Annotated in this window: 19 protein-coding genes; 15 read left to right on the top strand and 4 right to left on the bottom strand. The window is 28.4% G+C overall.

Annotated elements, in window-relative coordinates; translation table 11 throughout:
* Window positions 1–3: 3 nt before the first annotated feature.
* The 7 genes from Q0G30_RS01865 (at window position 4) to Q0G30_RS01895 (ending at window position 10185) form a co-directional block, all read left to right on the top strand.
* Window positions 4–582, top strand: a complete 579-nt coding sequence (locus Q0G30_RS01865) for a GNAT family N-acetyltransferase (RefSeq protein WP_294385741.1) — start codon at window positions 4–6, stop codon at window positions 580–582.
* 291 nt (window positions 583–873) lie between these two features.
* Window positions 874–1959 (top strand): ribosome small subunit-dependent GTPase A, encoded by a 1086-nt coding sequence (gene rsgA, locus Q0G30_RS01870; protein WP_294385743.1) that lies wholly within the window; start codon window positions 874–876, stop codon window positions 1957–1959.
* A gap of 96 nt (window positions 1960–2055) precedes the next feature.
* Window positions 2056–2796, top strand: coding sequence for an NERD domain-containing protein (locus Q0G30_RS01875; RefSeq protein WP_294385746.1), 741 nt, complete (start codon window positions 2056–2058; stop codon window positions 2794–2796).
* A 33-nt stretch (window positions 2797–2829) separates the two neighbouring features.
* Entirely contained in the window at window positions 2830–3771 is a 942-nt protein-coding gene (locus Q0G30_RS01880) for a ribonuclease Z (protein ID WP_294385748.1), read from the top strand.
* A gap of 185 nt (window positions 3772–3956) precedes the next feature.
* On the top strand, window positions 3957–8303 hold the full coding sequence (locus tag Q0G30_RS01885) for a PolC-type DNA polymerase III (protein WP_294385750.1): 4347 nt from the start codon (window positions 3957–3959) through the stop codon (window positions 8301–8303).
* A 92-nt stretch (window positions 8304–8395) separates the two neighbouring features.
* Window positions 8396–9307, top strand: coding sequence for an AEC family transporter (locus Q0G30_RS01890; RefSeq protein WP_294385752.1), 912 nt, complete (start codon window positions 8396–8398; stop codon window positions 9305–9307).
* 74 nt (window positions 9308–9381) lie between these two features.
* Window positions 9382–10185 carry a class I SAM-dependent methyltransferase gene (locus tag Q0G30_RS01895; RefSeq protein WP_294385755.1) on the top strand — a complete coding sequence of 268 codons (804 nt, stop codon included), beginning with the start codon at window positions 9382–9384 and terminating at the stop codon, window positions 10183–10185.
* 38 nt (window positions 10186–10223) lie between these two features.
* Here Q0G30_RS01895 and Q0G30_RS01900 read toward each other — a convergent pair whose 3' ends face one another.
* The 4 genes from Q0G30_RS01900 to plsY all read right to left on the bottom strand — a co-directional run bounded on the left by Q0G30_RS01900 (window position 10224) and on the right by plsY (window position 12092).
* Window positions 10224–10373 (bottom strand): hypothetical protein, encoded by a 150-nt coding sequence (locus Q0G30_RS01900; RefSeq protein ID WP_294385756.1) that lies wholly within the window; start codon window positions 10371–10373, stop codon window positions 10224–10226.
* Between the two features lie 85 nt (window positions 10374–10458).
* Window positions 10459–10881, bottom strand: coding sequence for a hypothetical protein (locus Q0G30_RS01905; RefSeq protein WP_294385761.1), 423 nt, complete (start codon window positions 10879–10881; stop codon window positions 10459–10461).
* A 300-nt stretch (window positions 10882–11181) separates the two neighbouring features.
* On the bottom strand, window positions 11182–11445 hold the full coding sequence (locus Q0G30_RS01910) for a DUF1294 domain-containing protein (RefSeq protein ID WP_294385763.1): 264 nt from the start codon (window positions 11443–11445) through the stop codon (window positions 11182–11184).
* A gap of 56 nt (window positions 11446–11501) precedes the next feature.
* Window positions 11502–12092: a glycerol-3-phosphate 1-O-acyltransferase PlsY gene (plsY, locus tag Q0G30_RS01915; protein ID WP_294385766.1), complete on the bottom strand. Its 591-nt coding sequence runs from the start codon at window positions 12090–12092 to the stop codon at window positions 11502–11504.
* Window positions 12093–12807: 715 nt separating this feature from the next.
* Here plsY and Q0G30_RS01920 point away from each other — a divergent pair.
* The 8 genes from Q0G30_RS01920 to gltA all read left to right on the top strand — a co-directional run bounded on the left by Q0G30_RS01920 (window position 12808) and on the right by gltA (window position 21902).
* A complete protein-coding gene (locus Q0G30_RS01920) occupies window positions 12808–13851 on the top strand; it encodes an ABC transporter ATP-binding protein (protein WP_294385769.1) in 1044 nt (347 codons plus the stop codon).
* On the top strand, window positions 13845–14717 hold the full coding sequence (locus tag Q0G30_RS01925; protein ID WP_294385772.1) for a sugar ABC transporter permease: 873 nt from the start codon (window positions 13845–13847) through the stop codon (window positions 14715–14717). Before Q0G30_RS01920 ends, Q0G30_RS01925 begins: the two co-directional genes overlap by 7 nt.
* 11 nt (window positions 14718–14728) lie before the next feature.
* Window positions 14729–15556: a carbohydrate ABC transporter permease gene (locus tag Q0G30_RS01930; RefSeq protein ID WP_294385775.1), complete on the top strand. Its 828-nt coding sequence runs from the start codon at window positions 14729–14731 to the stop codon at window positions 15554–15556.
* A gap of 174 nt (window positions 15557–15730) precedes the next feature.
* Window positions 15731–17059, top strand: a complete 1329-nt coding sequence (locus Q0G30_RS01935) for an extracellular solute-binding protein (RefSeq protein WP_294385778.1) — start codon at window positions 15731–15733, stop codon at window positions 17057–17059.
* Between the two features lie 107 nt (window positions 17060–17166).
* Window positions 17167–18129, top strand: a complete 963-nt coding sequence (locus Q0G30_RS01940) for a bifunctional oligoribonuclease/PAP phosphatase NrnA (RefSeq protein ID WP_294385781.1) — start codon at window positions 17167–17169, stop codon at window positions 18127–18129.
* Between the two features lie 183 nt (window positions 18130–18312).
* On the top strand, window positions 18313–19479 hold the full coding sequence (locus Q0G30_RS01945) for an iron-containing alcohol dehydrogenase (protein WP_294385784.1): 1167 nt from the start codon (window positions 18313–18315) through the stop codon (window positions 19477–19479).
* Window positions 19480–19614: 135 nt separating this feature from the next.
* The gene (locus Q0G30_RS01950; RefSeq protein WP_294385787.1) at window positions 19615–20505 is read left to right on the top strand and encodes a sulfide/dihydroorotate dehydrogenase-like FAD/NAD-binding protein; all 891 of its coding nucleotides are present in this window, start codon (window positions 19615–19617) and stop codon (window positions 20503–20505) included.
* Window positions 20505–21902 carry an NADPH-dependent glutamate synthase gene (gene gltA, locus Q0G30_RS01955; RefSeq protein ID WP_294385791.1) on the top strand — a complete coding sequence of 466 codons (1398 nt, stop codon included), beginning with the start codon at window positions 20505–20507 and terminating at the stop codon, window positions 21900–21902. The genes Q0G30_RS01950 and gltA overlap by 1 nt, the downstream gene beginning before the upstream one ends.
* Window positions 21903–22034: the final 132 nt, after the last annotated feature.

Here is a 22034-nt window from a genome sequence, read left to right on the forward strand (position 1 = left end):
TATATGGAAAAGAATAAGAAGTTTGAAACTAAAAGATTAATATTAAGAGAATTTAGTCATGCAGATTTTGAAGATGTACATGCATATGCAAGTAATTTAGAAAATATAAAGTATATGATATGGGGGCCTAATAGTGAAGAGGATACTATTGAATTTCTAGATGATTGTATATCTAATATAGATAAAAATCCACGTACACAATATGATTTTGCTATTACCTTAAAGGAAAATGGAAAGGTTATAGGAGGATGTGGTATTTATTTAAATAATGAATTATATGAAGGGATGTTAGGATGGGTACTTCATAAAGATTATTGGAAACAGGGGTATATGACAGAAGCAGGGAAGGAATTACTTAGGTTTGCATTTGAAGATTTAAAGTTACATAGATTATATGCAACTTGTGATGCTGAAAATTATGGCTCATATCGTGTTATGGAGAATCTAGGAATGAGAAGAGAGGGTCATATTATAAAAAATAGAAAGTTTACAGGGTTTAAAGATGAATGGCATGATGAGCTATTTTATGGAATACTATATGAAGAATGGATTAAGAAAAAGCAAAGTCATAAAGAAAAATAAAATTTATGAGGAATAGTCAAAGAGTATAAATTTAAAAATAGTGTGGATATAAATAATAAACAATGATAAACTAGGTATAGGAATAAAATTCCTATACCTTAAATTATTTTAAGTGAAAAATTATAAGGAGTGATGTTTTATGATGAAAAATATAAACTTTAAAATAGATATAGTAGTAAATAGTGAGGTAGGTATTAAATAACCTTACAAACTATGTAATTAAAAATTAATACCTCCTCACTAAAGGTTTATTTAGAAAGTAAATTTAAAGTGAATTTTGGAGGAATAAAATTGAATAAAACAAATTTATATAAAATTGGATTAAGTAAAAGATTCGAAAATGAAGCTTCTATGTATGATGAAAACTTATATTTAGCAAGGGTATCTGTTCAGCATAAGGATAAATATAATGTTATTACTGAAGAAGGGGAATGTTTAGCAGAGGTTTCAGGTAAGTTTAAACATGAAGCTATAGGTACAGAAAGTTTTCCGGCTGTTGGTGACTGGGTTATGGTTGATAGATTAAATAATTCAAATGGAAATGTTATAATTCATCATGTCTTAAGAAGAAAAAGTGCTTTTGAAAGAAAAGTTGCTGGAAATAGAAGAGATATTCAAGTAGTAGCTGCTAATGTAGATATTATCTTTATATGTATGGCACTTAATAACGATTTTAATATTCGTAGATTAGAAAGATATATATCAGTTGCATGGGATAGCATGGCTACTCCAGTAATAGTATTAACAAAGTGTGATCTTTGTGATAATCTTTTAGAAAAGCAGTTAGAAGTTGAAAATATAGCAATAGGTATAGATGTTTTAGTAACTAGCTCAATAACTGGTGAAGGCTACGAAGAAATTAAAAACTATATAGGAAATGATAAAACTGTAGCATTTATAGGTTCATCAGGAATAGGAAAATCTACTCTTATAAATAAGCTAATAGGGGAAGATGTGCTTCTTACTAATGGATTGAGAAATGATGATAAGGGAAGACATACCACAACACATAGACAACTTTTAGTATTACCACAGGGTGGTGTAGTTATAGATACTCCAGGTATGAGAGAGTTACAACTTATTACTGGTGATACTGATAAATCTTTTTCTGATATAGAAGAATTAGCTTTAATGTGTAAGTTTTCTGATTGTAAACATGAAAGTGAACCAGGATGTGCTGTAAAAAGAGCTATAGAAGAAGGTAAATTAGATAAAAATAGATTAGAAAGCTATAGAAAAATTCAAAAAGAATTAAAGTATGCTAACTTAAATTCTAAAAGATTAGAGAAAGAAAAGGTTAAAGATATGTTTTCTAGTGCTGGTGGAATAAAAAATGCTAGAAAATATGTTAAGGAAAAAAATAAAAAAAGATATTAATAATATTAAAAAGAAGTATCCTTTATTTTGGATATTTCTTTTTGTATTTACAACACACTTTTAAAAATTTTAGAGTAAACAAGGATAATAATGAAAATGAATATGATAGCAATATTAGTGACTATAATAATCTTAATATTTTTATTAAGAAGATATGAAATACGAATAAAGGGGTATTTAGGAGAATGGTATGTAAGTAAAAAATTAAATAAGTTAAATAAAAGAAAATATAAAGTAATAAATAATTTATTATTAAAAACAATTAAAGGAAGCACTCAAATAGATCATATAGTAATATCTAGATATGGTATATTTGTAATAGAAACAAAGAATTATAAGGGAATAATTAAAGGAAATGAATATGATGATAATTGGTATCAAATACTATTTAATAATAAAGAGACATTACGAAATCCTATAAAACAAAATAATGGACATATAAAAGTAATAAAAGATATTATTCCAAGTATTAAGTATAAAAATATAAATTCCATTATTTTATTTACTAAAAGAGCTAAATTAAAAGTAAATACTGAAACTATAGTTACATACTGTAATAGAGTAAATAAAATAATAAAAAAATATAAAAATAAACAATTTACACAAGAGGAAGTAAATTATATCTATGAAAGGCTAAAGGAATTAAATGTTGATTCTTTTAAGGAAAGAAAAAGTCATATAAAAAATGTAAATAGAAATATAAAGAATGTAGAAAAGAGCTTAAAGCGAAATAGATGTCCAAGATGTGGAGGTAAGTTAAAGAAAAAGAGAGGGAGGTATGGAAGGTTTAAGGGATGTAAGAACTATCCTCAGTGTACATTTAAAATGAACTTATAATTTATGAAGTAAAGTAGAAAGTTGGTGATAGTAATGGTTGATTTATGTTTATTAGGTTGTGGAGGTGGAATGCCAATGCCCTTTAGAAATCTATCTTCTAGCCTTTTAAATTTTAAGGGAAGAAAAATACTTGTAGATTGTGGAGAAGGAACTCAAGTTTCGATGAGAATGGTAGGTTGGGGATTTAAGTCTATAGATGTTATTTGTATAACTCATTGTCACGGAGATCATATTGTTGGACTTCCAGGACTTTTATCTACTATAGGTAATAGTGGTAGAATAGAGCCCTTAACAATAATAGGGCCGGAAGGAATTACAGAAGTAATAAATGGCTTAAGAGTTATTGCACAATATTTACCATATGAGGTTGATATAATTGAGAATCCAAAAGAAGTAAATTTAAATGTAAGTAAAGAAAGACTGGAAGTGGTAAATGAAAGTGGACAAATAAGATTAAGTACTTTAGAGGTAGATCACTCATCTCCATGTTTAGGATTTAGCTTTTATTTTAAGCGTGATAGAAAGTTTTCATTAGAAAAGGCTGAAGAGAATAATGTTCCTAAAGTTTTGTGGAATAAGTTACAAAAGGGAAGTGAAGATATCATAATATATGAAGGTAAAGAATATAAAAAAGAAATGGTCCTTGGAGATGAACGAAAAGGAATAAAATTAAGTTTAATTACAGATAGTAGGCCACAAGATCAAATGATTAATTTTATAAAGGAAAGTGATTTATTTATTTGTGAAGGTACATATGGAAATAATGATGATATAGAAAAGGCTATTAAAAATAAGCATATGACATTTGCTGAAGCTGCAAGGCTTGCTAGTTATAGTAATTGTAAAGAACTATTGTTAACTCATTTTACTCCAGCTATGTTGGAACCAAAATTATATGAAGATAATGCAAGAAATATTTTTGAAAATACAATAATAGGGGAAGATAGACTAATAAAAAGTCTTAGTTTTACTTAAAGAAACTTATTAATATTTAAAGTAAAACCTTTATTTATAAGCTAATAGTGTTATTATTAGCTTATAAATTTTAAATTAATATATTTATTTTTTTCAATGATTTACAATCTATTAATAGTGTTTCAGAAAAATAAATTTATGCTATAATGGTGTAGTTGAAAATTTTAATGGATGGGGGTACAAAATTGAGTGACGATATTATAAAGAAGCTAACCCTTGAGATAAATAAATATGAAAGTTTAGAAGATAAAGAACTTAAAATTATAAAGTTCCAACTTTTAAGAAAAAGTATGATTTTAAAGGTTGTTTTAAGAGGAAAAGAAAAATTGGCTCATGAAGAAGAGGAGCTAATTAAAAAAATTATTTGTAAAACTTTAATGATAAGAATTACTGTAGAAATAGTTTTTTATAGAGACGCTTCAGATATTACATTAGAAGAGGTAATACAAAATCATTGGATTGAATGTATTTCTGAAACAATTAAAAAGACACCATTATGCAAAAGTCTTTTATTGAATTGTAGAAAAGAAGTTAATGAAAATAAAGTATCTATATTTAATGGATATGATAAATTAACAGAACATCTAAGAGGTAAAGGTGGCGAAAAGAATTTAGAAGATACAGTTAAAGCTATGTTCGGTATATCTTGTAGATTTGAAATAAAGTATGATCCAGCCATGGAAGTAGTAATAGATTATGCAGCAAGGGAAAAGGAAGAAAAAGAACTATTAAATAAAGCTATGCAGGCTAGAGTTCAAGAAATGAGCAAAGCTCCAAGTGCTGTAAGTAAGCCAGTAGAGAAAAAGCCAGTTGAAAAGAAACAATATGAAAAGAGAGAAAATAGTTATAAGAGAGAACCAAAGGCTGAAAATGCTATTTATGGTAGAAATATTTCAATTGAAGCTACTCCAATAAATGAAATAAATGAAAGATCAGGATATGTTGCGGTTTTAGGAGATGTATTTAAAGTTGATACTATGGAAACTAAAACAGGCAAGATAATTTTAACATTCTATATTACTGATTATACTAGCTCTATAACAGTTAAATGCTTCTTAAAACCTCAGGAAAAAGATGAGGTTCTTGATAATGTTAAAAAGGGTCTTTACTGTAAGGTTAGAGGTGAAGCCGTATATGATACTTATCAAAGAGAAGTAGTTATTATGGGTAGAGATATCTTAAAGATGAAAAAGATGGAAAAGATGGATGGAGCTGAAGAAAAAAGAGTTGAGCTTCACTGCCATACTACAATGAGTGCAATGGATGGTGTTACACCAGTTTCGAAAATTGTAGAGAGAGCAGCAAAGTGGGGTCATCCAGCTATAGCTATTACAGATCATGGTGGAGTTCAAGCATTCCCAGATGCGCAAATTGCAGCTAAAAAGAATAAAATAAAAGTTATTTATGGAGTAGAGGGATATTTAGTAGATGATGGCGTGCCATTAGCTTTAAATGAAAAAGGGCAAAACTTAGATGATACTTATGTTGTATTTGACTTAGAAACAACAGGATTTTCATCTAAAAATGATAAGATAATTGAAATAGGAGCAGTTAAAATTCAAAATGGAGTTATTGTAGATAACTTTAGTGAATTTGTAAATCCAAGAAGGCCGATACCATATAAGATAACTGAGCTTACAGGAATTAATGATGATATGGTGAAAGATGCACAATCTATAGAAGATGTATTACCTAGATTTTTAGAATTTATAGGAGATTCAGTTGTAGTTGCTCATAATGCAAGTTTTGACTGTAGTTTTATATCTAAAAATTGTAATGATTTAGGATTAGCATTTGAACCAACTATAGTAGATACAGTTCCAGTGTGTAGATTCCTGTATCCTGAATTGAAATCTGTGAAATTAAATATTGTTGCAAAACACTTAGGTGTTAAGTTAGAAAGCCATCATAGGGCTGTAGATGATGCTAAAGCAACAGCTGATATTTTAGTTGAATGTTTTAAAAAAATTAAAGAAGAATTAGAAGTAGAAACTTTAAAAGAATTAAATAAAGTATTTTTAGAAAAAGTTGATATTAAAAAATTACCAACTTATCACATAATAATTTTAGCAAAAACACAAGCTGGAATTAGAAATTTATATAAGCTTGTATCAGAAGCACATATAGATAATTTCTTTAGAAGGCCAAGAACTAAAAAATCTAGACTTATGGAAATGAGAGAAGGGCTTATAATTGGAGGAGCTTGTGAAGCAGGAGAAATTTATAGGTCTGTAGTTGGTGGTAAAAGTGATGAAGAAATAAAAGAGATAATGAGTTTTTATGATTATGTAGAAATTCAACCTATTGCTAATAATGCATATATGATTGAAAAAGGTTCAGTAAAGGATGAAGATGAACTTAAGGATATTAATAGAAAAATTTATGACTTAGCAAAGGAAATTAATAAACCTACTGTAGCAACTTGTGATGTTCATTTTCTAGATCCACATGATGAGGCATTTAGAAGAATAATTATGGCTGGACAAGGATTTGGCGATGCAGATAATCAACCACCGCTTTATTTAAGAACTACAGAAGAGATGTTAAAGGAGTTTGCTTATTTAGGAAATGATATTGCTAAAGAAGTAGTTATTAAAAACCCACAAGCAATAGCAGATTCTGTAGAAGAAAATTTAAAACCTATTCCTGATGAAACTTACCCACCTAAAATTGAGGGTGCAGATGATGATATTAGAAATATGACAATGAATAAGGTTCATTCTATATATGGAGATCCACTTCCTGAGGTAGTACAAAAGAGATTAGATAAAGAGTTAAATTCTATTATAAATAATGGGTATGCTGTACTTTATCTAATTGCACAAAAGCTAGTTGCAAAATCTTATTCAGATGGATATTTAGTAGGTTCAAGAGGATCAGTTGGTTCATCTTTCGTTGCAACCATGTCAGATATAACAGAGGTTAATGGATTGCCTCCACATTATGTATGTCCTAAATGTAAAAAATCACATTTCTTCTTAGATGGTTCAGTAAGTTCAGGAGCCGATTTAGAAGATAAGGATTGTCCAGATTGTGGTGTGCCTTATATAAAAGATGGCCATGATATCCCTTTCGAAACTTTCTTAGGATTTGAGGGAGATAAGGAACCGGATATAGATTTAAACTTCTCTGGAGATAACCAAGGTGATATTCATAAATATACAGAAGTTTTATTCGGAAAAGGTTACGTATTTAAAGCAGGAACAATAGGTACGGTTGCAGAAAAAACGGCTTATGGATTTGTTAAGAAATATTTAGATCAAAAAGGGATAATTACATCACAAGCAGAGATTGAAAGATTAACTATTGGATGTACAGGTATTAAAAGAACAACTGGGCAGCATCCAGGTGGAATTATGGTTGTACCTAATTATACAGATGTTTATAATTTTACACCAATCCAAAGACCAGCAGATGATTCAACATCAGATGTAACAACTACACATTTTGATTACCATTCTATTTCAGGAAGACTATTAAAGCTTGATATACTTGGTCACGACGATCCCACAGTACTTAGAATGCTTCAAGATATAACAGGTTTAGATCCAAAAACTATACCTCTTAATGATAAAAAGGTACTGTCTTTATTTACATCGCCAGAAGCTTTAGGTGTTACAAAGGAAGAACTAGAATGTGAAGTTGGTTCTTATGGTTTGCCAGAGTTTGGAACGAAATTCGTTCGTCAAATGCTTGTAGATACACAACCACAAACTTTTTCAGACTTAGTTAGAATATCAGGACTTTCTCATGGTACTGACGTTTGGCTTAATAATGCTCAATATTTTATTAAGGAAGGATATACTACCTTAAGAGATTGTATTGCAACAAGAGACGATATTATGGTTTACCTTATGTATAAGGGTGTTGAACCCAAAACAGCATTTACAATAATGGAAAGTGTAAGAAAAGGTAAGGGCTTAACAGAAGATTTTGAGAAGACAATGAAAGAAAATAATGTTGAAGATTGGTATATAGAAAGTTGTAAGAGAATCAAGTATATGTTCCCTAAGGGGCATGCCGTTGCTTATGTTATGATGGCTGTTAGAGTTGCCTATTACAAGGTATATTATCCACTTGCATATTATGCAACTTACTTTACAGTAAGAGGTGCTGATGACTTTGATGCAGATTTAATTTGTAGAGGAGAAACTGCAGTTCATGCAAAACTTCAAGAGTTATATGCTCTTGGTAATCAAGCTACCGTAAAAGATAAAGGGTTAATTACTGTTTTAGAACTTTCTTTTGAAATGTATAAAAGAGGATTTAAAATGCTTAAAGTAGATTTATATAAATCAGATGCAACTAAATTCTTAATAGTAGATAATGCATTAAGACCACCTTTAAGTTCATTACAGGGAGTGGGAGTAAATGCAGCTAAATCAATTGCAGAAGCGAGAAAAGATGGAGAATTTATTTCAAAGGAAGATTTAAGACTGAGATCAAAAGTATCAAAAACTGTAATTGAGACTTTAAGTAATCATGGTTGTTTAGAAGGTATGTCAGAAACAAACCAATTATCATTATTTTAAAGTAGACTTTTAAAAGGACTAACTATTAGTAGTTAGTTCTTTTTTTAATATGGTGTATAATTAAGTAAATGGAAAAAATAGGGAGGGTAATTATGGAGTTAAGAGTAATAACAAATAAGGTAATATCTTTATTTCTAATAATGATTATAGGGGTATATGGAAGCAAAAGAAAAATAATAACGTCAGACATAAATAAAGGATTAACTAATATATTGTTAGAAATTACTTTGCCTTGCTTAGTTATTTCATCATTTATATTTGATATGGATGAAAATTTAAAAAATAATATTATAAAATCTTTTATTTATAGTCCTTCAGTATTAATAATTACAATATTAGTTTCTTATATTGTATTGTTACCAATTAAATCAGATAAGAAAGTTATAATGCAATTTGCAAATGTTTTTTCAAATTGTGGCTTTATAGGATTCCCAATAATTTATAGTATTTTTGGTTCAGAAGGCGTTATATATGCATCTATTTTTAATATGTTTTTTACAATAGCATTATGGACTTATGGAATTATATTGTTCAATGGAAATATAGAAAAAAAAGATTTTAAAAAGGTTTTTTTTAATCCATCTATTATAGCAGTTATAATTGGATTAATAATAATGGTTTTTAATATTAGTATTCCAGAAGCGTTATATTCAACTTTGGATTTAGTAGGAGAGATAACTTCACCATTATCAATGATAATAATAGGAGTTATATTAGGAAGTAGTAATATATTTAATTATTTAAAGGACTATACCATATACTATAGTAGTATTTTAAAATTAATAGTATTACCAGTTATTTTGATTATTATTTCAAAAATAATAAATGATAATTCTATAGTAATTAAAACACTAATAATTATTACAGCAATGCCAGCAGCTGCAATGACATCAATCTTAGCAGAAAAGTATGATAAGGAGAAGGAATACTCCGCTGTTATTATCTTTATTACAACTTTATTTTCTTTAATAACATTTCCACTTTTACTTAAATTTATATTATAAATAAAATAAACATACGAACAATTATTATAAAAGTAACATAAAATATATCTAAGTAAGTATTAAAGGAGATTAAGGTGAGCTATAATTCAATTTATGATATTGTTGGATTTAATAATGAAGTAAATAGACTTGAAATTCAGGCTAAATTAGGATGGGAAAAGGAATTTAGAACATTGAAATGGTTAGGCCTTAAAGATGGAATGAGAATATTAGATGTCGGTTCAGGTACAGGAGTATATACTCAATTATTATTAGAAAATTTACCACATAGCTCAGTAACTGCCTTAGAAGTTGATAGGAGATTATTTAATATATCTAAAGAGCGTTTAAGTGAATATGAGGGAAATAGACTAAAGTTTAAGTTTGGTTCTATAAAAAATAGTGGACTTAAAGAAAATAGTTATGATTTTATAGTTTGTAGATTCGTATTTCAACACCTAGAAAGCCCTATTGAAGCAACTCGTGAGATATATAGATTATTAAAACCAGGAGGGATAGTTGCAATAATAGATTCTGATAGAGGAATGTACGGAGTAAGTGATCCAGATATGCTATTTAAAAGTGGTAGAGGATTTATTAGTCAAATAGAAAAAAGGGTTGGTTGGAATAGAGAAATTGGACGTAAACTTATTAAAATATTAAAATATACAGGATTCGAAAAATTAGATTTTGAAGCAGTAACTGTCCACAGTGACTTAGTTGGGATAAAAAATATTCTTGGAGATAATAAATTACCACCAGAGATAATTAGAATGATTAGCAGAACTAATCCAAGGTTAGCTAAAATTATGAGAATTTGTAGTGATAGTTCTGAAAGAGAAAAGTGTACAATAATATTTTTAAATTTAATAGCAAAAGGGCAAAAACCTATTAATTAACATATAAAATAAAAAGGGTCATAAAGACCCTTTTTATTTTAGTTTTGCCACCATTTAATTGGTATTCTTTTTGGTGTTGATGTAATATTGATTTTATTAATATTCTTAATATTCTCTGTATATAAGTTTAAAGAACTACAAGATAAAGTAACAAATATTAATGGAATAATAAATAAGTTTTTTTTCATATGTTATTACCTCCAATAAAATAGCAATATTATGAATATTAATAATATTCCACATAATAAAATAATTATTTATAGTTATTAATTATTATGTTCTAAAGTCAAATTTAGTTGAACATTTTTTACATGTAACAACTATGTTGCCTTTACCTCTTGGAAGTCTAAGTTTTTGTTTACAGTTAGGGCATTTAGTAATTTTATATTTACGATGCTGAGTATATTTAAATTTAATGTTTTCAAATATATAAGATAAATTATTTAAATCATATATAGGTAAATCATAAGGAATAGATTTACCAAATTTCTTTAAAAACTTATTTGTATATGTATAGAAAACATTATATTCACTTTTCCTTTTATATATTTTTTTGGAAAATGCTCTATATACAGCATAAATTAAAATAAGTGTACCTAAAATTCTAGTATAATCAAAAATATTAAATATACAAGATATTAGAACTAATATTATTGATAATAAATCAAATCCATAGCTACCTTTTAAAAAGTTCATGTAATTACCCCCAAAGCAAAAAATATTAATATAATTTATTTTTAGAATAATTATAATATAAATTAAAAGGTTGTACAATTTATTTTACATTAATAAGTAATGAATAAAAAGTAAATAGTAGTATATAATATTAATGTAATCATATAGTTACTAAGTAGCTAAAAGTGATTATGGGGCGTTGCAATAAAAAATGCAACGTCTTTTATTTTTTTGAAAGCACAATAAAAAAATATTTAATATTAATAAATATTTTGATGCAGTATTTTTATTAAAGTATATATATTAGTCGATAATAAAAAATTATAATTTAAAAATAATAATTATAGATATTAATTGCAATAAAAAAATAACTGGAAATCCTAACTTGAATTTTAAGTGCTTTGTTTTATGTCTAAAAGTATACATTCCAATTATTCCACCCATACTTCCACCTATTATAGCAAATAAAAAAAGAGTTTTTTCACTTATTCTCCAATGATTTAATTTTGCTTTACGTTTATCTAACCACATAAGAATAAAAAGAAGTGAATTGATAAATAATATATAAGCGAATATAAATTTCATAAAACCTCCTAAATAAAAAAACACTGAATTATATTTTATCAGTGTTTAGTTAAAGATTATTTTTCTTCACCTTTAATTAATCTGGCGATATTACTTTTGTGTCTCCAAAATACTAAAAGACAAGCAAAAAGCGTTGCATATACATAGTATTTATTATATCCTAATAAAAGTGTTGATAGAAATAATGTAGTGCCTGCTGCTAAAGAACGTACTGAAACAATCTTTGTTACTAATTTTAATCCAAAGAAAACTAGAGCTGTAATTAAAAATGGTATAGGAACAACTATCATAAAAGCAGCTGCAGAGGTAGCAACACCCTTACCGCCTTTAAATTTTAAAAATATAGTGTAATTATGTCCTAATATGGCAGCAATAGCTACTAAGGATAAACTCAAACTTGCATTAGTTTTTAGTATATCATTCCAGATCAAAATACGTGTTAGTAATACTGGAATAATTGCTTTTAACATATCACAAATTGCTGTTAGTTTTGAAAGTTTTTCACCAGCAACTCTTTTGACGTTAGTAGCACCAATATTTCCACTTCCATATTCTCTTACATCTTTATTAAGTTTCTTTTTTACTAAAATATATCCACTAGGAATTGAGCCCATAAGATATGAAAAAATAATTAATAATGGTAACATATATGCCTCCTTATATATCTTTACATAAATATAATATTTAAGAATGTTAGATTATGCAAGAAATTTATAAATAAAATTTAATAGTTAACATAAGATTAATAACAATATTATTGATAATTTCATATAATATAATGTTAATGAAGTAGAAAGGAATTTTTATATGGATAATTGGGACAAACTAGCTATTATAACCTTTATTACTTGTGATGCTATATTAGAAAATATTTATGAGATTAGAAACTTATATATATATTATTATAGAGATATAAAAAAGAGATTAAGAGATAGGCAGTAGAATATTTATATGATCATCTATGAAGAAAAGCATAAAAATAACAACAGATATAAAATGATAAACATAAAAAAAAACAATTTAGGAAAGTATAAATAGTATAGAAATTTTTATAGTAGACAGTCTAAAAGTGAATATAAAAATTAATCCTAGGAATAGATTTAAATGGTGAATTTTACTTTGATAAAAACTTACAGAAAAAGTTTATAGTGTTAAAAAATAAAAAAACATATGTATAAATGAAATTAAAATTCTCAAAAATGAATAAAAATAATTTTTTTAATAAAAAATTTAAAGTGTAAAAAGGAGAAGAAGGAAAATTGTTGACAATACAAATAAATTGTCGTATTCTGTAATAGCGTGAAAATCTAGAGGTTTTCGTATTTAATAGTAGACTTGTTAAAAAACATGAGGTGAATATCAATGGGAATAAGACTAGACAAACTAGTTGTAAAATTTGGAGACTTTAAGGCGCTTAATGAAGTTACATTACAAATTCCAAAAGGAAAGTTAGTTTCATTATTAGGGCCTTCAGGATCTGGAAAATCAACAACATTATTTACTATCTCAGGAATTCATAAACCACATAGTGGGAAGATTTATTTTGGAGATAGAGATGTAACTGGATTAGAGCCAGAAGAATTAGGAATAGGGTTAGTATTCCAAAACTATGCATTATATCCACATATGACTGTAAAGGAAAATATATTATTTCCTTTAAAAAACTTAAAGTGGGATAAAGCTGAAGCTGAAAAGAGAGCTATAGAGGTTGCTAAAATTGTAAAAATTGAAAGTCAATTAGATAAAAAGCCATCTCAATTATCAGGAGGACAACAACAAAGAGTAGCTATTGCAAGAGCATTAGCAAAGAAACCTGATATTTTACTTCTTGATGAACCTTTATCAAACTTAGATACAAAGTTAAGAGTTGAAACAAGACAAGAAATTAGAAGAATTCAAAAGGAAACAGGGGTTACAGCTATATTCGTAACTCATGACCAAGAAGAGGCTATGTCTATTTCAGATGAAATTGTACTGATGAAGGATGGTGCAATTCAACAAGTTTCATCACCAAGTGATATATATATGAATCCGGTAAATAAATTTGTTGCATCTTTTATAGGAAGTCCAGAAATGAACTTTATCGATTTAGAGTGTAAAGCAGGAGTTTCTAGTGTTGATTCATTAACAATAGAAAATTTACCTAAAGATAAGTCAAAAGTTATTTTAGGAGTAAGAGCAGAAGATTTTGAAGTAGCAGACAAGGGATTAAAAACTAAAGTTGTTACAGTAGAAATATTAGGTAGAGAAAGACTGTTAACATTAGACCATAATGGTTCTATATATAAAATGTTAGTTGACAAAGAGTTCTTTATTGACGAAGGTGCTGAATTAATAATTAAACCAAAGACAGGTAAGAGTTATGTATTTGATTCTGAAAGTGAGGAGTTCATAACAAAATGCTAAAGAAGAAAAATAAATTTAAAGGATATATATATTTACTACCTGCACTTATAATACTTGCTGTCTTTGTATTTTATCCTATACTTAATACAATAATTTTTAGTTTCGATGAAACTAAAGCTAGCGGATTTGTTTTTGGATTTGGATCATATAAATATTTATTCCAAGATAAAAGATTTATACAATCTTTAATTAATACTGTAATTTATGCTGCTATAGTTCCAGCTTTATCAGTATTTATATCTTTATTAATAGCTAATGCTTTAGCTAATATAAAAAATGAAAAAGTAAGAGGAATATTCCAAAGTATTTACTTTTTACCTTATGTAACTTCATTAGTTGCTATAGGTATAGTATGGTCTTGGCTATTCAACTCTGAATATGGAATTATTAATTTCCTATTAGAGAAGATAGGGATAAACCCAATAAATTGGCTTAATGATCCTAAATATGCAATGATAGCATTAATAATATTTGCAGTATGGAAGAGTTTAGCTTTTAATACCTTAATATTAACTACAGGTATTGCATCAATAAATCCACAATATTACCAAGCTGCGAAAATCGACCAAGCAACAAGTGGAACTATATTTAGAAAGATAACTGTAAAATTAGTTTCTCCTATGATTGCTTATACATATGTTATTAGTTTAATAGCTTCTTTTAAAGTTTACACAGAAGTTTATGTTCTATTTGGAGGACGTACATTAGATGGTGCAGTTTCAACTGTTGTTAGATATATAATTGATAGATTCTATGGGGATCAAGATTTCCCATTAGCATTTGCTGCTTCAGTAGTTCTATTAATTATAATATTAACTGTTACTTTAGTACAAAAAACAGTTGCTCGTAATAAGATTCATTACTAAGAGGTGTAAATATGAAAAATAAAAATAATTTTAAAGCATTCATTAAATACTTCTTATTAGTTGTCTTTGCTATTGTAACGCTTTTTCCATTTTATTGGATGATAGCGTCTTCTTTAAAGTCAAGTTTTGAAGTTATTCAAACACCACCAACAATGGTTCCAGAAAAATTTATGTGGAGTAACTTTAGTACTGCATTAGCAATGGCTCCTTTTGGAAGATATTTTATAAATACATTAATAGTTACTGCTTTAAGTATTGTTAGTACAGTTGTAATTTCAATATTATCAGCATTTGCTTTTTCTCATCTTGAATTTAAGGGCAGGGATTTAATATTTGCTATTTTCTTAGCATCAATGATGATACCAGGGGAAGTATTAATAGTAACTAATTTTAAAACAATTTCAGCACTAAATTTAATTGATAGTTATTCAGCATTATTTGTACCTTATATGGCAAATGTATTGTATATTTATATGCTTAGAGAGTTTTTCTTAAAGATTCCAAAACAATTATATTATGCTGCAAAAATAGACGGTGCAAGTGATTGGAAGTTCTTATGGAAAATAGTTGTACCTATGGCTAAGCCATCAATTATTACAATTTGTATCTTAGTAGGAATAAATTCATGGAATGCATTCTTATGGCCATTGCTTGTTACAAATAGTGATAATATGAGATTGCTTGCAAATGGATTAACTGCATTCCAATCAGATGTAGGAAACAGATATGAGTTATTAATGGCAGCATCTACAATAATTACAATGCCAATAGTTGTAGTTTATATGTTCTTACACAAGAAGATTATGAATGGTATATCTATTGGAGGAATAAAAGGGTAGTATAAAAGTTAGATATATGTGAAAAGTTTGAATTAAAAGTTGAAATATTAATGCTTTAATTATTTATATGAAAGTTATTATAAATGCTTTAATTATGTATATATAAAATTTTAATACTTTATCTTTTAATCATCTTTTCTTAAATATATAAATTAGGTTTTAGAGGTGAAAAAAATGAAAAGAAGATTATTAGCATCTTTAATGACTGCAGTAGTTGCAGTTACAGCATTAACAGGCTGTTCAAAAAGTGATTCATCAAACGAAAATGTCGTTACAGAATTACAACAACCAATAACTATTGAAATGTGGCATTATATGACTGGAAAACAAGCAGAAGTGTTACAAGGTATAGTTGATGACTTTAATAATTCCAATAATCAAGGAATAACAGTTAAAGCTTCAGCTCAAGGTAGCATTACTGATTTAAACAAAAAAGTTATAGCTGCATCTCAATCAAATACTTTACCAGCTATAGTTAATGTTTATCCTGATGCGGCTACAGGACTTATTAATGATAATAAGGTAGCAGATTTAACACCATATGTTACTGATGAAACAGTAGGAATGGAAGATGACATTAAAAATGATTTCGTTCCAGATTTTATTAATGAATTATCACAATGGGGAGAAAATAAAATATATGGTCTTCCATTAACTAAATCTACAGAAGTTTTATATGTAAATAAAAACTTATTAGAGCAATTAGGATATACTGTTGATGATTTAAAAGATTTAACATTTGAAAAATTAGCAGAAATATCAGAAAAATGTCAATCAGAATTAGGAATACCTGGATTCGGATTTGATTCAAGTTCAAATGCATTTATTTCTACTTTAAAAGAAGATGGAAAAGATTTTGTTCAATTAGATGGAAAGATTAACGTTGTTAATGATTGGTCTAAAGAGTTTATGCAGTTCTTTAGAAAAGAAACTCAAAGTGGCGCATTTAGAGTACCTGGTGAAGATAAATTCTTATCAGGACCTTTCTCAAATCAAAAGCTTTTAGCTTATCAAGGTTCTTCAGCTGGATTCGCTCATATAAACACTAATGATGCTTTTGAAGTTGTTGTAGCAGAAGTTCCTCATTTTGAAGGAAAAAATAAAGCAGTTATTCAACAAGGTGCTTCTTTATTTGTAACTACAGATGTTTCTGCAGAAGCTCAATATGCTGCATATGAATTCATTAAATTTGCAACAAACACTGAAAATACAGCTAAGTTTGCAACAGCTACTGGATATTTACCAGTTAGAAAGTCAGCTCAAGATTCTACTTTAGTTCAAGAAGTATTAGCAGATAGTAATTCTTTATATGGAAAGATTTACGAAGTAGCTAAGGAATCATTAAGCTTTGCTTACTTTACTCCTGCAATAAACAATGCTCAATCAGCAAGAACAGTTGCAGAAGAAAAATATGCATCTTATGTTACTGGAACTTCAGATGATGTTGACGCTATGTTAAAAGAAATGAATTCACAAGTTGAAACTTCAATAAGCCGCCAATAATACATAAAAAATGTATAGTTTTATTATGCCCTGCTTAGCATAGCTAAGTGGGGGATTTTTTTATTAAATATTTAAATATAAAAGTTTGTTTTTAGGAGGTATTAAAAATGAAGGAAGAATTAATTAGAAGTATAATAAATAAAATTGAAGAGTATGATACTATAGCAATATATCGTCATGTTTTCCCAGATCCAGATTCTTATAGTTCACAAACTGCTTTAAAAAGTATAATAGAAAATACATATCCAAATAAGAGGGTGGTTTTATTAGGTGAACATTCAAAAAAATTAGAGTATATAAATACTATGGATAAAGAAATAAAATTAAATAAAGATTCTTTAGCTATTATTGTAGATGTTGCCAATAAAGAAAGAGTTGATAATCAAACATTTAATGATTGTGGCTATATAATAAAAATTGACCATCATAAGCCTTTTGATGCTCCATTTGAAGATTTAACATGGGTAGATACAAATTATTCTTCATGTAGTGAAATGATTTTAGATTTATATTTAGCTCATGAAGATAAGTTGAAAATAGATAAAAAGGGAAGACGTGCTTTATTTACAGGGATAATAGGGGATACTGGAAGATTTCTATATATAGATAACCCAACTAATTTATTTGAAAAGTTATCTAAAATTACATTTGATTTAGAAACAAAAGAAATTTATGCAAATATGTATAGAAGAGAAGAAACAGAACTAAAATTCTTAGGATATATTTATAGCAACTATGAAACTACTGAAAATGGAGTGGCATATTTAAAAGTAAAAAATGAAATAGCTAAAAAATATGGTTTACAACCAATAAACGCTGCAAGAATGGTAAATGCACTTCAAGATACTGAAGGAATAAACAATTGGAATTTCTTTGTGGAAAAAGAAGACGGTTCAATTTTCTGTGAATTTAGATCTAATGGACCTAGAGTTAATGATATTGCATCTACTTTTGGAGGAGGAGGCCATATGCTAGCGGCTGGAGCATCCCTTGCAAATTGGCAAAAGGTTGATGAAATAATAAAAGCTCTTGATGAGAATTCTAAAAAATATAAAGAAGAAAATAAATAAAATGTAAAAAAAGATACCTAAAGGTTGGCTTTTTGTGAAAGTTGTCTTTAGGTATCTTTTTATATATAAAAACACATGTTAAGTTGGAAAAAATATGATATAATTTAAATATATTACTTATTAGTAATATATTTAAAGGGTATATAAAGATGTATTGATAAAATATTTGAGGAGGAAGAAAATATGGCAAGATTTACATTACCAAGAGATATTTATCATGGTGAGGGTTCTTTAGAAGTATTAAAAACTTTAAAAGGAAAAAGAGCAGTAGTAGTAGTTGGCGGAGGCTCAATGAAAAGATATGGTTTTTTAGATAAAGTAGAAAGTTATTTAAAAGAAGCTGGAATAGAAGTTAAATTAATAGAAGGGGTAGAACCGGACCCATCAGTTGAAACTGTTATGAGTGGAGCAGCTGTAATGAGAGAGTTTGAACCTGATTGGATAGTAGCTATGGGAGGTGGTTCACCAATAGATGCAGCAAAAGCAATGTGGATTTTTTATGAATATCCTGATTTTACTTTTGAACAAGCTGTTGTACCTTTTGGTTTACCTGAATTAAGACAAAAAGCCAAATTTGTTGCGATACCATCTACTTCAGGAACAGCTACAGAGGTAACTGCCTTTTCTGTAATTACTGATTATAAAGCTAAGATTAAGTATCCTTTAGCTGATTTTAATATAACTCCAGACATTGCAATAGTTGATCCTGAATTAGCACAAACAATGCCAGCTAAGCTTGTTGCTCATACTGGAATGGATGCCTTAACACATGCAATAGAAGCATATACAGCTTCATTAAGATCAAATTTTTCTGATCCATTAGCTTTAAAGGCTATTGAAATGGTTAATGAATATTTAGTTAGGTCTTTTAAAGGAAATGTACAAGCTAGAAATTTAATGCATGAAGCACAATGTTTAGCAGGTATGGCATTTAGCAATGCTTTATTAGGTATAGTACATTCAATGGCTCATAAAGTTGGAGCTGTATTCCATATTCCGCATGGATGTGCTAATGCAATATTCTTACCTTATGTAATTCAATATAATAGGTTAGAATGTGAGAATAGATACGCTGATATAGCAAGAGTGTTAAAGTTAGAAGGAAATACAGATTCAGAGTTAACAGATTCATTAATAAGAAAAGTAAATGAATTTAATGAAGCTTTAAATATACCATTATCAATGAAAGAGTATGGAGTAACTGAAGAAGATTTCTTAGCTAATGTTAAACATATAGCTCATAATGCTGTATTAGATGCATGTACTGGTTCTAATCCAAGAACAATTGATGATGAGACTATGGAAAAGCTTCTTTCATGTACATTCTATGGAAATAGAGTAGATTTCTAATAAGTAGTTTATTAATTTAAGAATGCATTTTTAAGAAAAGAAATTTAAAAGTGCATTCCTAAACTTATAAAGAATATTCTAAATTAAAAGTTTGTTTATAAAATTATAACGTAAGAAAATTATGGGGGTATTAAAGTGTATAAGATAACAGGTAAAAGATTATTAACAGAGAACATATATTTAATGGATATTGAAGCTCCGAGAGTTGCTAAATCTGCTCAACCTGGACAATTCATTATTATAAAGAATGATGATAAGGGGGAGAGAATTCCTTTAACTATTGCAGATTATGATAGAGAAGAGGGGACTGTTACAATAGTTTTTCAAACAGTTGGATATGCAACAAAAGAGTTAGCTAAGTTCGAAGTTGGTGAATATATACAAGATTTTGTTGGTCCGTTAGGGCAACCAAGTGAATTTATTCATGAAGATTTAAATGAACTTAAAAATAAGAAAATTTTATTTGTAGCTGGAGGAGTAGGTGCAGCACCAGTTTATCCGCAAGTAAAGTGGTTCTATAATAATAATATTGATGTTGATGTTATTATTGGAGCAAGAAATAAGGAATTAATAATATTAGAAGAAGAGATGAAAAAAGTAGCTAAAAATTTATATATATCTACTGATGATGGTTCTTATGGATTTAATGGTAGAGTTACAGATTGTTTATTGGACTTAGTAAATAATCAAGGAAAGAAGTATGATCATGCAGTTGTTATAGGACCAATGATAATGATGAAATTTATGTCAATACTTACTAAGGATCTTGGAATAAAAACTACAGTAAGTTTAAATCCTATTATGGTTGATGGTACAGGTATGTGCGGTGCTTGTAGAGTAACAGTTGGAGATGAAGTTAAATTTGCGTGCGTTGATGGCCCAGAATTTGATGGACATCTTGTAAATTTTGATGAAAGTATGAGAAGACAATCTCTTTATAAAAGTGAAGAGGGAAGAGCTATGCTTAAATTAGAAGAAGGCGACACACATCATAGAGAAGGTTGCGGATGCGGAGGACATAAGTAATGAATAAAGTTGTAGATAGAATGAAAAGAACACCTGTAAGGGAACAAGAACCTAGTGTAAGAGCTAAAAATTTTGACGAAGTTTGTTTAGGATATGATGAAGAAGGAGCTTTAAATGAGGCAAGTAGATGTTTAGGATGTAAAAATCCAAAATGTGTAAGTGGATGTCCGGTATCAATAGATATTCCTGGATTTATATCTCATGTTAAAGAGGGCGATTTTGAAGGAGCTGCAAAAGAGATTGCAAAATATAGTGCATTACCAGCTGTTTGTGGAAGAGTATGTCCACAAGAATCTCAATGTGAAGGAAAGTGTGTATTAGGAATAAAAGGTGAAGCAGTTGCTATCGGTAAACTAGAAAAATTCACAGCTGACTGGGCAAGAAAGAATAATATTGATCTTTGTGATAAAGAAGAATCAAAAGGTAAAAAAGTAGCTGTAATAGGCTCAGGACCAGCAGGACTTACTTGCGCAGGGGATTTAGCTAAGAAGGGCTACGATGTTACTATATTTGAGGCTTTACATGAAGCTGGTGGAGTATTAGTTTATGGTATACCTGAGTTTAGATTACCAAAGGAAGAGGTAGTAAAGTCTGAAATAGAAAATATTAAGAAACTAGGTGTTAAAATTGAAACTAACGTAGTTGTTGGAAGAACAGTTACAATAGATTCATTAATTGAAGATGAAGGTTTTGATGCTGTATTTATAGGATCAGGTGCAGGATTGCCAAAATTTATGGGAATTCCTGGTGAGAATTCTAATGGAGTATTTTCAGCTAATGAATTTTTGACAAGAGTAAATTTAATGAAAGCATTTAAAGAGGAATATCATACACCAGTTAAAGTTGGAAAGAAGGTAGCTGTAGTTGGTGGAGGAAATGTTGCCATGGATGCAGCTAGAACAGCATTAAGACTTGGGGCAGAAACTCATATTGTATATAGAAGAAGTGAATCAGAATTGCCAGCAAGACTTGAAGAGGTTCATCATGCAAAAGAAGAAGGCGTAATATTTGATGTATTAACTAATCCTACAGAAATTTTAACAGATGAAAATGGATGGGTGACAGGAATGAAGTGTGTTAAAATGGAACTTGGAGAACCAGATGCTTCCGGAAGAAGAAGACCAGTAGTTAAAGAAAACTCAGAATTTATTATGGATGTAGACACTGTAATAATGTCTCTTGGAACATCACCAAATCCATTAATTTCATCAACTACTAAAGGGTTAGAAATTAATAAGTGGAAATGTATAGTTGCTGATGAAGAAACAGGTCTTACAACAAAAGAAGGTGTTTATGCAGGGGGAGATGCAGTTACAGGTGCTGCAACTGTTATTTTAGCACTGGGAGCAGGAAAAAAGGCAGCTGCTGCAATAGATGAATATTTAAGTAATAAATAAATAGAATTAATTGACTTTTTATCAATAAATGAATAAAATTATTTTATAACTCCAAAGTTATGTTTTTCTTTGGGGTTTTTCTTTATAATACAATGAAACTCATTTATATAAATAAGAAATGAGTAAGTTCCA

Origin of the sequence: uncultured Clostridium sp., assembly GCF_934754925.1 — a bacterium.
Lineage (GTDB): Bacteria > Bacillota > Clostridia > Clostridiales > Clostridiaceae > Clostridium.

What these genes read in the sequence shown, in the direction of transcription:
- Q0G30_RS01925 (WP_294385772.1), top strand. Translation starts at nt 13,845, where the DNA reads ATGCTAAAGAAGAAAAATAAATTTAAAGGATATATATATTTACTACCT.
- Q0G30_RS01920 (WP_294385769.1), top strand. Translation starts at nt 12,808, where the DNA reads ATGGGAATAAGACTAGACAAACTAGTTGTAAAATTTGGAGACTTTAAG.
- Q0G30_RS01880 (WP_294385748.1), top strand. Translation starts at nt 2,830, where the DNA reads ATGGTTGATTTATGTTTATTAGGTTGTGGAGGTGGAATGCCAATGCCC.
- Q0G30_RS01875 (WP_294385746.1), top strand. Translation starts at nt 2,056, where the DNA reads ATGAATATGATAGCAATATTAGTGACTATAATAATCTTAATATTTTTA.
- plsY (WP_294385766.1), bottom strand. Translation starts at nt 12,092, where the DNA reads ATGTTACCATTATTAATTATTTTTTCATATCTTATGGGCTCAATTCCT.
- Q0G30_RS01940 (WP_294385781.1), top strand. Translation starts at nt 17,167, where the DNA reads ATGAAGGAAGAATTAATTAGAAGTATAATAAATAAAATTGAAGAGTAT.
- Q0G30_RS01865 (WP_294385741.1), top strand. Translation starts at nt 4, where the DNA reads ATGGAAAAGAATAAGAAGTTTGAAACTAAAAGATTAATATTAAGAGAA.
- Q0G30_RS01945 (WP_294385784.1), top strand. Translation starts at nt 18,313, where the DNA reads ATGGCAAGATTTACATTACCAAGAGATATTTATCATGGTGAGGGTTCT.
- Q0G30_RS01890 (WP_294385752.1), top strand. Translation starts at nt 8,396, where the DNA reads ATGGAGTTAAGAGTAATAACAAATAAGGTAATATCTTTATTTCTAATA.
- Q0G30_RS01935 (WP_294385778.1), top strand. Translation starts at nt 15,731, where the DNA reads ATGAAAAGAAGATTATTAGCATCTTTAATGACTGCAGTAGTTGCAGTT.
- Q0G30_RS01905 (WP_294385761.1), bottom strand. Translation starts at nt 10,881, where the DNA reads ATGAACTTTTTAAAAGGTAGCTATGGATTTGATTTATTATCAATAATA.
- Q0G30_RS01930 (WP_294385775.1), top strand. Translation starts at nt 14,729, where the DNA reads ATGAAAAATAAAAATAATTTTAAAGCATTCATTAAATACTTCTTATTA.
- Q0G30_RS01910 (WP_294385763.1), bottom strand. Translation starts at nt 11,445, where the DNA reads ATGAAATTTATATTCGCTTATATATTATTTATCAATTCACTTCTTTTT.
- gltA (WP_294385791.1), top strand. Translation starts at nt 20,505, where the DNA reads ATGAATAAAGTTGTAGATAGAATGAAAAGAACACCTGTAAGGGAACAA.
- Q0G30_RS01900 (WP_294385756.1), bottom strand. Translation starts at nt 10,373, where the DNA reads ATGAAAAAAAACTTATTTATTATTCCATTAATATTTGTTACTTTATCT.